Below are 13,007 nucleotides of genomic sequence, written 5' to 3' on the forward strand. Positions count from 1 at the left end.
ACGAATGATTTGCGCGTAATCCTGAAGATGGTTTTTTGGGGTTATGCGCGACGCCAATCTAGGTATATGTCTGTTATTGCATGGCAATTGAAGATGATATTCGCATTCTGGAGACGGTGGGGCTGTTCGAGACGTTTACGCGCGACCAGTTGCGCCTGCTCGCCTTCGGCACCGAACGTCTTGTCTTGCGCGAAGGCCGCGAACTCTACCGTGAAGGACAAGCGGCAGATTGTGCCTATGTCATTGATCGCGGTGACATTTCCCTGTTCCGTGAAGGGCCGTCAGGTCGCATAATCCTGAAAACGGTGGGGCCAGGTGCCGTCCTCGGCGAGATGGCAATCATCGCCCAGACCAAGCGCCTGACGAGCGCCATGGCCGAATCCGAGACCGAGGTCATCCGGCTCAATCGCTCGCTTTTCCGGCGAATTCTCGAAGAATATCCAGAAATCGCCGCAGCTTTGCATGACCAGATATCGGCAGACCTCAGCGAAATGATCGAGGCCATTACCAGGTACGAACACCTGTTCAATGAGCGCTGACTAAACCGGCCACAACCAAATTTCCCGCGCAGATTGAAATTCTTGCATCAGATTCGAGGATTCTTGCACAGGATTCGGGGAAGTTCATGCAGGATTCGCAGATTCTTACGTACTTCTTTTTCCCGATCAATCTCAGTCCAGATTAAAACGTGCAATGACCGGAACATGGTCCGACGGGCGCTCCCATCCGCGTGCCTCGCGAAGGATCGTGATGTCGGTCAGATCGGTTTCAAGGTCCGGCGAGCCCCATATGTGATCCAGCCGCCGTCCGCGATCGGCCGCAGCCCAATCGGCGGCGCGATAGCTCCACCACGTATAGATCTTCTCGCTCGGCGGGATGTGGTGCCGCATCAGATCGCTCCAGCCGCCATCCTTCCGCAGCTTTTCCAGACCTTCCGTTTCGACCGGCGTATGACTGACAACCTTCAAAAGCTGTTTGTGCGACCAGACATCGGTTTCGAGCGGGGCAATGTTGAGATCGCCGACCAGCAGAGACGCATGGCCATCGCCGTGAACGGCATTCATCGCGCGCATCTCGTCGATGAACCCGAGCTTGTGCCTGAACTTCGCATTGATCTCCGGATCCGGCTCATCGCCTCCGGCCGGAACGTAGAAATTGTGGATACGCAGCCGCTTCGATCCGGCATTGACGACCGTGCTCAAATGCCGACAATCGGCGATATCGCAAAACCCGACACGCGCGGGTTCGGTCAGGGGGCGGCGCGATAGCGTGGCGACACCATGATAGCCTTTCTGGCCGCTGATCTCGATATGCTCATACCCGGCCGTATGAAATGCCTCACGCGGAAAGAGCTCATCCGGGCATTTTGTTTCCTGCAGGCACAGCACGTCGGGTTGATAGTCGCGCAGGAATTGCAGGACCAGCGGCAAGCGCAGGCGCACCGAATTGATGTTCCAGGTGGCAACGGAAAAGGGCATGACGACTCGCAAGGTGGATGGGTGGCACTGTCTGTAGTGCGTGGTTCATCCGGTCATGCCAAAAGATTTGGCAAACCGCAAGGCCAGGGTCATGACCTGACTACCGCTTCATTGCGATGCGGGTGTAGTCGATCTTGAACATATCATCGGCAAAGCGCACGCCGGTCCGCACATCGGTGATCATCACCGTTGTATCGAGACCTTGGGCATCGGTGATGGTCCACTGACGCAGGTCGGAGGTTTTCGGATCGAACATCATGGAAATGGTCGAGTTGCCGAAGATCGACTTGTCGCCAAGCACGATCGTCGTCATGTCCGGCTCCTGCTTCACCGATTTGACTGACTTGGTGGACAGATCGATCTGATCGCTCAGGAGCAGCTTCAGCGGGGTTTTCGACAGCGGATAGAGATCCCAGGTGTCGAGCTTGCGATTGTTGATCACCACGGATTTGCCGTCGGAGATAACGCGAATGGGCGACGGCTTGTTGTAGTTGAAGCGGATTTTACCGGGACGCTCGATATAGAACGTGCCCCCGGTCTGATCTCCACGCGGGCCGAACTGCACAAAACTGCCCGTCAGCGTTTTAACGCTGGAGAACTTGTTGGCTATGTCCTGCGCTGCGCTAATGCCGGCGGGTGCGGCTTGTGCCAAGGCCGGGGTCGGCAGCACTATATTCGCAGCCCCAAACAGGAGACCCATGCCGACGATGGAAGCAACCGCAGAGCTCTTTGCCACTGAGCCAAGGGCGCGAAACGGTGCTTTTGTCAGTATCATGATCATATCTCCTGTCGTCTCTCTTCGTACGAAGCCAGTTGGGCTGCACTATGGCCAATAAACGGCAGGATATCGTTTCTTGTTCCCTTGCGCCGTTACGTAACCTGAGCTTGAATCGTTATGTAATGCGCCGCTGCCTATTGTTCCATAACGGCTACAAAATCGTTACGTTACTCGTTCAAGTATCAACGTTTCCGCTTCTTACCCTCCCCCTTGTGGGGAGGGAGGCTGCGCAGCAGCAGGGAGGGGTTTTCGATTCATCTCGCCTGTATCGTCAGTACACATTTTCGGCCATAAACACCCCTCCCCGTCGCTTCGCTCCGTCCCTCCCCACAAGGGGGAGGGTAAGAACTCGCGCCTAGAACTCATCGTCCTCTGTCGGCACAAGAATCTCGCGTTTGCCCGCGTGATTGGCAGGGCCGACAAGCCCTTCCTGTTCCATGCGCTCGATGATCGAAGCGGCGCGGTTGTACCCAATGCCGAGCCGGCGCTGGATATAGCTCGTTGACGCCTTCTTATCGCGAAGCACGACGGCAACAGCCTGATCATAGGGATCGTCCGAATCTTCGAGATTGGACGTTCCCGCTGGGCCGCCACCTTCGTCCTCGTCGTCTTCCTCTGTAATGGAATCAAGATATTCCGGAACGCCCTGCAGTTTCAGATGCTGGACGATCTTCTCCACTTCGTCGTCGCCAACAAATGGTCCATGCACGCGCTGGATGCGGCCGCCGCCGGCCATATAGAGCATGTCGCCCATGCCGAGCAGCTGCTCGCCGCCCTGCTCGCCAAGGATGGTTCGCGAATCGATCTTCGATGTAACCTGGAACGAGATACGTGTCGGGAAATTCGCCTTGATCGTGCCGGTGATGACATCGACCGACGGACGCTGTGTCGCCATGATCACGTGGATACCGGCAGCGCGCGCCATCTGTGCCAGCCGCTGCACCGCGCCTTCAATATCCTTCCCCGCAACCATCATCAGGTCGGCCATTTCGTCGATGATGACGACAATGTAGGGCATCGGCTTCAGATCGAGCTCTTCAGTCTCGTAGACGGCTTCGCCCGTCGCGCGATCGAAGCCGGTCTGTACCGTCCGGGCAATACGCTCACCCTTCTTGTGGGCCTGCTCGACCCGCTGATTGAAGCCGTCAATATTGCGCACGCCGACTTTCGACATCTTGCGGTAGCGGTCTTCCATCTCCTTGACCGTCCACTTCAGCGCGACGACGGCCTTTTTCGGATCGGTGACGACGGGCGTCAGCAGATGCGGAATGCCATCATAGATCGACAGTTCCAGCATCTTCGGGTCGATCATGATCAGGCGGCACTGCTCCGGCGTCATCCGGTAGAGCAAGGAGAGGATCATGGTATTGATCGCAACGGACTTGCCCGAGCCCGTCGTTCCGGCAACAAGAAGATGAGGCATTTTCGCAAGATCGGCGATAACCGCCTCGCCGTTAATGGTCTTGCCGAGCGCGAGCGCCAACTTGGTCTTTGTCTGTTCAAAGTCACGGCTTGCCAGAAGTTCGCGCAGATAGACCATCTCGCGCGTCTGGTTCGGGAGCTCGATACCGATGGCATTGCGGCCAGGCACCACGGCAACACGCGCGGCAATCGCGCTCATGGACCGGGCGATATCGTCGGCGAGGGTGATGACCCGCGACGATTTGATACCCGGCGCCGGTTCGAGTTCGTAAAGCGTCACCACCGGACCCGGACGCACATGGATGATTTCACCGCGCACCCCAAAATCCTCAAGCACGCCTTCCAATAGTCGCGCATTCTGTTCCAAAGCCTCTTTGGAAAGGCCCGGATTGCGCACGACGTTCTTCGGTTCGCTCAGGAAATGCAGCGACGGCATCTCGTACTCGTCGGATGCAATCAACGACGCCTGTGCCTCGCGCTGAACGCGCGCGCCGGCCCGCGGTGCAGGTGCCGGTGTATCGATGCGCGCGGCAACTGGCCTGTTCGGAATTGCCGTCGGTCTTGCCGGGGCTGATTGCAGGGCCCAATCGTCGACGTCCTCGTCGTCACTGAAGGCAACCGGATCGAAGCGGCCGTCAAACTCATCATTGCCGATATCTATGGAAGGCGCCTCAACGGGTGGTGCTTCGTCGTAGAAGCCAGGGTCGCGCCGTCCATCGGTCTGGCCGTTTTTCGGACGCGAAACTGCAACGTCAGGGAAATCGCGGTCATGACGCGTGGCGATACTGCGTGCACTGTTATAGAGCCCGGCGCCACGACCTGAGACCCGGCGGAACAGGGCCTTCATGCTCAGGAACCAATGGGTCAAGGCGCCGAGCGCGAGCAGGCCTCCACCTTCGCGATCGTCGTCATCATCCTCGTCGTCGTAGTCATCGTCCGCAGCGACGTGGCGCGCGGACTTCTTGGTGACCACAGGTTCGCTGTCACGGTAGGTGATGCCGCTGGCAAAGCCAAAAATCCAAAGGGTCGGGATGGCAAGAATGGCAACCATGATCATGGCCAGACCACCACGGGGGAACGTGCCGATAAAGATGCCGGGTATCTTGAGCACCATATCACCAAAGACACCGCCAAGACCGATAGGCATCGGCCAGCTTTCAGGTATGGCAAAGCAGCCGGCGATCGCCGCCGCCAGAAGCGACGCGCAAAGCCAGGCAACGGCCCGGCGCGTTATACGGTCGACGCCGCGCCCGGTGAGAAAGAGCCCGCCCCAGAAAAGCGCAGGCATCAGCGCCACGACCATGGAAAGACCGAAAAACTGCATGCCGAGATCGGCGAAAACCGCACCGGGATAACCGAGTGCATTGCGGGTCGGATTCGACGTGGCGTGACTGAAGCTTGGATCGAGCACGTTCCACGTAGCGAGGCTGCCAATGGCAAAGGCAACGAAGCCGATAAGCCCCAGCCCCCACAGGATATGAATCTGCCTGCGGAACAGGGTAGATAACCCGGTTCGCTGATCATCAATGGCATAGGAGGAAGGGTATCCCTGACGCATGAAATCCGGCCCCGCGTGAACGCATACAGAGCGGCTTCAACCAGCCGCAAGTTCGAGAGTTGATTCTGACGTTACGGTGCGGATGGTTAAGGGGCCATTAACCATGGAAAGGCAGTCGAGGTATTTACGGAAAACGAAATTGAAATGTTGTAGCGGCTACGTGACTTCGTGATCGTCAGGGATGTGCTTCTTGATCTACGTCTAACAGTCGCTTGGCGAGATTCTCAGCGAATTCGGCTCCAGAAGAAAATACGATCCAGCCGATTGCCCCCACAATGTCGAACAAAGATATGACATACCTGTCGCCATAACTGACACCCGCCATGAGCCCGGGTGTGCGAGCGATGTGGCGATCGTATATCTTCCAAACTTTTCGAGCTGTTCTACTCTTCACAACAATGAGAAATGCCTTCGGCGTTTTATGGTACCAAGGCAGTGGCTTTTGCCGAATTGCCAGTAATCCAACCAAGGCCTTCCTTAGCGATTGTCGAAGCAGTGGGGACAACTCGGAACAAATTTGAAACGCAAGTTTGTCTTGTTCTTCAGCGGTTAGCGTCATGTTACCTCTCCGTCGAACAATACTCACGATCCATAAAGGAATGCTTGCATTGTTCGGGAGCTGAGAGTTCCCGCAAATCACAGGCGTCGCTGCTGACAATGTTGCCGCTGGTGAGCCATGTCCAAACAAAAAAGGGCCCGGAAAACCGGGCCCTTCTGCTTCTTTTCAAGATTGTTCTATCAGCTGTGATACGCGGCTTCACTTCGGGCTAATCCACTCACGCGTCTGCGCCAGCAGTTCATCAGACAAATTCGGGTCATCGCTCATCCGGGCCAAGATAACTGCACCCACCATCGCCGCCCAACTCCCAATGGCAGCCCGACGTTTGTTTTCTGCAGTTGCCCCAGGAGCTGAGCGGCTCAAGCGCTCGATGTGCTCTCGCAAGCCTGCTGTCATCGCTGCGCGGGCCTCTGGCGATTGATGGATGGTTTGGCCGGCCAGCCCCGCCGTTGCACATCCGCCCGCGATATCATCTCGGTGACTTTCCGAGAGGTACGTCGTCGCGTACCGCGTCAGATCGAGGTCCTCCGGTATCCCGGCTGAAACAATGTGGGCCAGGGTTTGAACGATCAGGTCATCTTTCGAATTGAAATGCCCATAAAAAGCGCCGTGGGTGAGAGACGCCGCCTTCATGACATCCGCCACTGTCACCGCCTCGAACCCTTTGGCCCTGAAAAGCCTGCCAGCTGCCTCCAGGATCCTTCGCCGGTTGTCGGCCACTTGCTCGCGGCTGATTTTCATTTTTGTCCTCGATTTCGTCTCTTGACATTAATCATGATAGCGATCATGAATACGCTAAACATGATGATGATCATGATTAGTATTCGAAACTCAAGGAAAAATCAATGAACGCCAAATCCACCGTCCTTATTACCGGAGCCTCCACGGGCATTGGTGCTGTTTATGCCGACCGTTTTGCCAAGCGAGGACATGACCTCGTATTGGTTGCTCGAGACCTGGCTCGATTGGAAGCGCTCAGCGAGCGCCTGCGCCGTGAAACCGGAGTGAATGTCGATGTCCTCCAAGCGGATCTCACCGACGAGGTTGAGCTCGCTCGGGTGGAGTCCCGGGTGCGTGACGATGCGCGCATTGGCGTACTGATCAACAACGCAGGCGCTACAGCAGCTGGCGGCTTCGCTGATCAGACACCGGATGATGCGGCCAAGCTCATCAGCCTCAACACCACTGCACTGACCCGACTGATCAGTGCTGTTACGCCACGCTTCATCGAAGCCGGGGCAGGCTCGATTATCAATATCGCCTCGGTCGTTGGATTGGCTCCTGAGTTTGGTATGACAGTCTATGGGGCAACAAAGGCATTTGTGCTGTTCCTCAGCCAGGGACTTCAGCTCGAACTTGGCCCAAAGGGCGTGTATGTCCAGGTGGTGTTGCCAGCGGCGACGCGAACGGAAATCTGGGAGCGTTCCGGCAGGGATGTAGATGCGCTGCCGGCTGTAATGGAAGTAGGCGAACTGGTCGACGCGGCGCTAGTGGGTTTCGATCGCCGCGAGTCCGTGACTATTCCGCCGCTTCCGGATGCCGATCAATGGACAGCTTTCGATGCAGCTCGACAGTCAATGCTTCCGAATTACGCGCAGGTCCACGCCGCCGAGCGTTATCAGCCCGAAAAAGCGCTGGCAGTTTAAGGCTGCGGCCAGGACGCCATGCGCAAAAAGAAAGGGCCCGGAAAACCGGGCCCTTCTGCTTCTTTTCAAGGTAGTCCTATCAGCTGTGATACGCGGCTTCACCGTGCGAGGTGAGGTCGAGGCCTTCACGCTCTGATTCGGGCGATGCTCGCAGGCCGACGATCAGATCGACGATCTTGTAGAGGATCGCGCTGCCGATACCTGACCAGAGCAGCGTCACGATGACACCCTTGAACTGCGCCCAGACCTGTGTCGCCGTACCTGCATAGCTGGCGGCGAAATCGGCAGTCGAATAATCGACAATACCAGCGCCACCGAGTGCCGGATTGACGAGGATGCCGGTGCCAAGAGCACCAATGATGCCACCGACGCAATGGATACCGAAAACATCGAGACTGTCATCATAATCGAACGTGTTCTTCACCACTGCGACGAAGAAGTAGCAGACGACGGTGACGACCGCACCGAGCACGATGGCTCCCATCGGACCGACGAAACCGGCAGCCGGGGTAACGGCAACCAGGCCGGCGACGGCACCGGATACGGCACCGAGCATCGAAGCCTTACCACGCAGGAAGGATTCGAGGATGATCCACATCACTGCGGCAGCGGCTGTCGCGACGAAGGTGTTGATCATGGCAAGGCCCGCATAGGCATTGGCTTCGAGATTGGAACCGGCATTGAAGCCGAACCAGCCAACCCACAGCAATGACGCACCGATCATGGTCATCGTCATGGAGTGCGGTGCCATGATGTCTTTCTTGTAGCCTGTACGCTTGCCGATCATCAGAGCGCCGACGAGACCTGCAATGCCTGCATTGATGTGAACGACGGTACCACCGGCGAAGTCGATTGCGCCGAAGCCGAAGATCAGGCCCGACGGATCGGAATAGGCACTTGGACCACCCCAGAACCAGACCATGTGAGCGATCGGGAAGTAGACGAAGGTAACCCAGAGGATGACGAACAGGATAACCGCGGAGAACTTCACGCGTTCAGCGAACGCACCGACGATGAGCGCCGGCGTGATGCAGGCGAAGGTCATCTGGAAGACGACATAGACCAGCTCGGGGATGGCGACGCCTTTCGTAAAGGTTTCGGACATCGTCGTCACGTCGACGCCGTGCAAGAAGGCCTTGGACAGGCCGCCGACGAACGAATTACCGGGTGTGAAAGCCAGGCTGTAGCCGTAGAACACCCAGATCAGCATCACCACAGCGGTGATGGTGAAGACCTGCATGAGAACCGAGAGCATGTTCTTCGAGCGGACAAGGCCGCCATAGAAAAGCGCGAGTCCGGGGATGGTCATCAACAGCACAAGCACTGTCGAGATCATCATCCAGGTGGTGTCTCCCTTGTCGACCGTGAAGGCTGGCGCTGCGGCGGCGGGAGCTGCTGGCGCGGCCTCCTGAGCGAATGCGGCCAGCGTACCTATAGCGACCAGTGCCAGCGACCCTAGAAGGGTGCTGCGCGCCGCAGATGTCAGACTGGTTGGAATTTTCATTATTGTCTCCTTGAACCCCAAATAAATCACAGCGCGTCGGTGTCGGTTTCGCCCGTGCGGATACGGACGGCCTGCTCGATGCTGAGAACGAATATCTTTCCGTCACCGATCTGACCGGTCTTGGCAGCCGTGGTGATGGCTTCAACGGCGGTGTCGACGAGCTCGGATGCGACTGCGACTTCCACCTTCAGCTTCGGAAGGAAGCTGACGGCATATTCCGCCCCGCGATAAATTTCGGTGTGCCCTTTCTGGCGGCCATAACCTTTCACCTCGGTGACGGTCAGGCCCTGGATGCCGACAGCGGTGAGTGCTTCGCGCACTTCGTCCAGCTTGAACGGCTTGATGATGGCCATCACAATTTTCATTGAATATACCCCTGCGCTTTGCGCGGCGCCTTTCAGGTGGAATTACTCGAAAGGCTTCACATCCGCGTTGAACCCATCGCCTAAAGCCGCTTGTGGCAATCGGTGACTGCTAAGGAGTATTCAAGTTCTGTGCCAGACTCGAAATATAACGCCAAGTTATTGATTACAAATGGATATTTTTAACGATTAACGGCATGTCCGCGTGACGCTAAGCAACATGCCTAAAATTTAAGCAAACTCAAAGGGCTTTGAAAACGTCACGCCTCGGAATGCACACGAATTAGGCCTTCCTGTGCTGTCGAGGCAATCAATGCGCCATCACGGCTATAGATTGCACCACGATTAAAGCCACGCGCACCGGATGTACTGGGGCTGTCTGCCGTATAAAGCAGCCAGTTGTCGAAACGGCATGGCCGATGAAACCACATGGCGTGGTCGAGGCTGGCGACCTGCAGGTCACGATCGAAAATCGATCTTCCATGCGCATAAAGCGAGGTATCGAGCAGCGTCATGTCCGACAGATAGGCCAGCACCGCCGCCTGCACGGCGCGATCATCCGGCACGGGACCTGTGGTCTTGATCCAGACGTTCTGCTCGGGCGGCAGCTTCTCGCGCGAAAAATAGTGGGCGAGCGACAAGGGCTTCATCTCGATGGGCCGGTCTTGTTCCCAGTACTTGCGGATTGCGGCCGGCGCATTCTGCAGATATTGCTCCTTCAGGTCGCGGTCGCTGATGAGATTTTCCGGTTCGGTGACATCGAACGGTTTGGGCTTTTGATGTTCGAGCCCCTCCTCCTCGATCTGGAAGGAGGCCTCCAGCGAAAAGATCGCGTGGCCATGCTGGATGCCGACTACCCGCCGGGTGGTGAAGCTCGAACCATCGCGAATGCGATCGACCTCGTAAATGATCGGCACTTTCGGATCGCCGGCGCGCATGAAATAGCCGTGCAGCGAATGCACATGACGCAGAGGATCGACGGTACGCTGCGCTGCTACCAATGCCTGGCCGATCACCTGGCCGCCGAAGACGCGTTGCCAGCCGGACTGCGGGCTGCGACCTCGAAACAGGTTGTGTTCAAGAGTTTCAAGGTCGAGTATGGACAAAAGCTCATTCATGGCGTCAGACATGATCGAAGTCTCCCGTTCGCGCGTCCAACGCTTGCAACAGGAACAGCAGCACAAGTCAAGCGCCGCATAATTGCAACCCGGAGGCAAACCATGGTTGAACGAAGCTCCCCGCAACAAAGCAGTGATATCACCATCGCCGGCGCAGGCTATGTCGGCCTCGCGACAGCGGTCGCGCTGAAATCATCGGCGCCGCACCGTGCCGTCACGGTTATCGACGCGGCGCCCGCCGGCGTCTGGCGTAACGATACGCGCGCCTCGGCTATCGCCGCCGCCGCAAGCCGCATGCTGGACCGCCTCGGATGCTGGGAGGCGATCCTGCCGGAAGCGCAACCCATCACCGAGATGATCGTTACCGATTCGCGCACGTCCGATCCCGTACGGCCCGTGTTCCTGACCTTCAACGGCGAAGTCGAGCCGGGCGAGCCGTTCGCGCACATGGTGGAGAACCGCGTCCTCAACGCATCGTTGCGCAAGAAGGCAGATGAACTTGGCGTGACCTTCATCGAAGGCGCGCCGGTAAACGGTTTCGAACATGGCGAGGCACATCTGGCGGTCCGTTATTCCGACGACAAGAGCTTGCGCACCCGGCTGCTGATCGCGGCCGACGGCGTCAAATCCCGCCTGCGCGAGATGGCCGGCATCAAGGTGGTGAACTGGGAGTACGGCCAGTCGGGTATCGTCTGCACCGTCACCCATGAGCGCCCGCATCATGGCCGGGCCGAGGAACATTTCTTGCCGGCAGGGCCCTTTGCGGTACTGCCGCTCAAAGGAAACCGTTCATCGCTGGTCTGGACAGAACGGACAGCAGATGCAGAGCGCCTGATCCACGAGGATGATTTCGTTTTTGAAGCCGAGCTCGAACAACGCTTTGGCTTGAAACTCGGTGAAGTCCACGTGGAAGGCGCGCGTAAAGCCTTTCCGCTCGGTCTTACTCTCGCTCGGGATTTCGTCAAGCCGCGCTTCGCGCTGGTGGGCGACGCAGCGCATGGTATCCACCCGATTGCCGGGCAAGGTCTCAATCTCGGCTTCAAGGATGCGGCGGCGCTCGCGGAAACCATCGTCGATGCCGATCGGCTCGGGCTCGACATCGGTTCGGTCGCGGTGCTCGAGCGCTACCAGACCTGGCGGCGCTTCGACACGGTGCAGATGGGCGTCACCACGGACGTTTTGAACCGGCTGTTTTCCAACGACAACGTACCTGTCAGAGCGCTACGCGATTTCGGTCTCGGCCTTGTCGAACGGATGCCGCGGCTCAAGGGATTCTTCATCCGCCAGGCCGCGGGACTATCGACGACAGCGCCGAAACTGCTGCAGGGCCAGCCAATTTAGAATGACCTTCGCCTATTACTAAACAGGAAATTGTCTGAGTTTCGTCATTCTACCAATAGGAATTTCGTGCATCGACGGAGCAGCCAGAAGACTCGTAATCTTAAGAATTTCGGGCCAACGCCAGACTATGGTAGCGGCGACTTGATTCAGTGCGGTTTTTTGATAACCGGGCGCTAAGATAAAGCCGTGCAAACCAGCCGAACGCAAGGCCGCACGCTCAGCTGGATTCTTGAGCATCCTCGCATCACCAGAGATGAATATCCATTTCTCCGGCGCTTTACGAAGATGTTCAATCCAGTCCAAATCGGCAGAGTGGCGACCTCTTGGGAGGCCAGGAACGTTTTTTAGATGGAAGGCGGCGTCGCCGCAATGCTTAATGAAGCCATGACGTGTCGATGCCAAATTGGAGACGTGCAGTTGTCGAACAGCACGTTCACGCTGCAGCCCGTTGCTCCATTGAGTTTTCAAACTCAATCGACCGGCGAATTGAGGCCTCGCTCACTTCATAGGCTAACGCTGCACCTACGATGCCTTCTTGGATTCCAACAGTGGCCAACACGGCAGTTGGGACACTTGAAGCAGCGTCGATCGGCTGACCAAACGAACGCAAGGGATCGACAACTACATTGAGTCTGCGGCCACCAGGCCACCACAATAATGGATTGCCGTCAGGACCAAACTCGACCGTCTTGAGGATCGGTTCAATGATACCCTTGAATTCATATTGCTGCCGGAAGAGATTCAACAAGCGCTCCCGTTGCTGCCCATCTTCGTCGGTTTCAATTATGTTAAGAAAGATTTCCCGGCCATCTGTGCGAAACCTATCCGTCGACAACGGGCGATCTTGTCCTATGATTTCACGGGCGGCGGCGATTGTGGCGCGAACTCTGATCGAGGAAACGCCGGCGCGAATGAACGCGTCGGCGACCCTTACTTCCATGAGATCACGAAAGCCGAGAAAGACACGCTCATCGCCCAAACTGACTTCAGGCGTCCACAAGGGTTCGTACATCTTGCCTTGGATGTTGTGGCCGTGAAGCCACCGCGATATCTTTGAAGGCCGGACGTGCAAAAGCCTTCCTGCTTCGGCAGGTGTGTAGACTCCAACGCCAATCAAATCGCTCATCCAGGCAGTTCTCCTTGCCAATATAGATTCAGCTTGTGTGTTCAGTGTCAATACGACGCTTCGATAATCGTGCTCCTCCGCAAATGCATAGCAAATTAGCGAATCTCTGCATCGA

The 13,007-nt window shown here is 57.1% G+C and carries 13 protein-coding genes; 3 read left to right on the top strand and 10 right to left on the bottom strand.

Translation table 11 applies throughout. The annotated features are described in order from the left end of the window. Positions 1–80: 80 nt before the first annotated feature. Positions 81–539 carry a cyclic nucleotide-binding domain-containing protein gene (locus tag PHA01_RS17260; protein WP_271897640.1) on the top strand — a complete coding sequence of 153 codons (459 nt, stop codon included), beginning with the start codon at positions 81–83 and terminating at the stop codon, positions 537–539. A 132-nt stretch (positions 540–671) separates the two neighbouring features. Here PHA01_RS17260 and PHA01_RS17265 read toward each other — a convergent pair whose 3' ends face one another. The 5 genes from PHA01_RS17265 to PHA01_RS17285 all read right to left on the bottom strand — a co-directional run bounded on the left by PHA01_RS17265 (position 672) and on the right by PHA01_RS17285 (position 6,536). Next, the gene (locus tag PHA01_RS17265) at positions 672–1,478 is read right to left on the bottom strand and encodes an exodeoxyribonuclease III (RefSeq protein WP_271897641.1); all 807 of its coding nucleotides are present in this window, start codon (positions 1,476–1,478) and stop codon (positions 672–674) included. Between the two features lie 100 nt (positions 1,479–1,578). Further along, positions 1,579–2,253, bottom strand: a complete 675-nt coding sequence (locus PHA01_RS17270) for an outer membrane lipoprotein carrier protein LolA (RefSeq protein WP_271897642.1) — start codon at positions 2,251–2,253, stop codon at positions 1,579–1,581. A gap of 358 nt (positions 2,254–2,611) precedes the next feature. Continuing rightward, positions 2,612–5,236: a DNA translocase FtsK gene (locus tag PHA01_RS17275; protein WP_271897643.1), complete on the bottom strand. Its 2,625-nt coding sequence runs from the start codon at positions 5,234–5,236 to the stop codon at positions 2,612–2,614. Positions 5,237–5,411: 175 nt separating this feature from the next. Next, positions 5,412–5,795, bottom strand: a complete 384-nt coding sequence (locus tag PHA01_RS17280; RefSeq protein WP_271897644.1) for a hypothetical protein — start codon at positions 5,793–5,795, stop codon at positions 5,412–5,414. A 198-nt stretch (positions 5,796–5,993) separates the two neighbouring features. After that, on the bottom strand, positions 5,994–6,536 hold the full coding sequence (locus tag PHA01_RS17285) for a TetR/AcrR family transcriptional regulator (protein ID WP_271897645.1): 543 nt from the start codon (positions 6,534–6,536) through the stop codon (positions 5,994–5,996). 104 nt (positions 6,537–6,640) lie between these two features. Between PHA01_RS17285 and PHA01_RS17290 the strand changes: the two genes are divergently transcribed. Then, positions 6,641–7,441, top strand: coding sequence for an SDR family NAD(P)-dependent oxidoreductase (locus PHA01_RS17290; RefSeq protein WP_271897646.1), 801 nt, complete (start codon positions 6,641–6,643; stop codon positions 7,439–7,441). Between the two features lie 79 nt (positions 7,442–7,520). On the opposite strand, the gene PHA01_RS17295 is transcribed toward PHA01_RS17290, so the two are convergent. The 3 genes from PHA01_RS17295 to tesB all read right to left on the bottom strand — a co-directional run bounded on the left by PHA01_RS17295 (position 7,521) and on the right by tesB (position 10,437). Next, positions 7,521–8,945, bottom strand: coding sequence for an ammonium transporter (locus PHA01_RS17295; protein ID WP_271897647.1), 1,425 nt, complete (start codon positions 8,943–8,945; stop codon positions 7,521–7,523). A gap of 26 nt (positions 8,946–8,971) precedes the next feature. Next, positions 8,972–9,310, bottom strand: coding sequence for a P-II family nitrogen regulator (locus PHA01_RS17300; protein ID WP_100000921.1), 339 nt, complete (start codon positions 9,308–9,310; stop codon positions 8,972–8,974). A gap of 257 nt (positions 9,311–9,567) precedes the next feature. Then, positions 9,568–10,437: an acyl-CoA thioesterase II gene (gene tesB, locus PHA01_RS17305; protein ID WP_271897648.1), complete on the bottom strand. Its 870-nt coding sequence runs from the start codon at positions 10,435–10,437 to the stop codon at positions 9,568–9,570. A 90-nt stretch (positions 10,438–10,527) separates the two neighbouring features. Here tesB and PHA01_RS17310 point away from each other — a divergent pair, with 90 nt between their 5' ends. Next, on the top strand, positions 10,528–11,766 hold the full coding sequence (locus PHA01_RS17310; protein ID WP_271897649.1) for a ubiquinone biosynthesis hydroxylase: 1,239 nt from the start codon (positions 10,528–10,530) through the stop codon (positions 11,764–11,766). Between the two features lie 18 nt (positions 11,767–11,784). On the opposite strand, the gene PHA01_RS17315 is transcribed toward PHA01_RS17310, so the two are convergent. Together PHA01_RS17315 and PHA01_RS17320 are read right to left on the bottom strand one after the other, a co-directional pair. Beyond that, entirely contained in the window at positions 11,785–12,234 is a 450-nt protein-coding gene (locus PHA01_RS17315) for a PIN-like domain-containing protein (RefSeq protein ID WP_271897650.1), read from the bottom strand. Next, positions 12,200–12,892: a hypothetical protein gene (locus PHA01_RS17320; RefSeq protein ID WP_271897651.1), complete on the bottom strand. Its 693-nt coding sequence runs from the start codon at positions 12,890–12,892 to the stop codon at positions 12,200–12,202. Before PHA01_RS17320 ends, PHA01_RS17315 begins: the two co-directional genes overlap by 35 nt. Positions 12,893–13,007 lie beyond the last annotated feature (115 nt).

Origin of the sequence: Candidatus Phyllobacterium onerii (assembly GCF_028331445.1) — a bacterium.
Taxonomy (GTDB): Bacteria; Pseudomonadota; Alphaproteobacteria; order Rhizobiales; family Rhizobiaceae; genus Phyllobacterium; species Phyllobacterium onerii.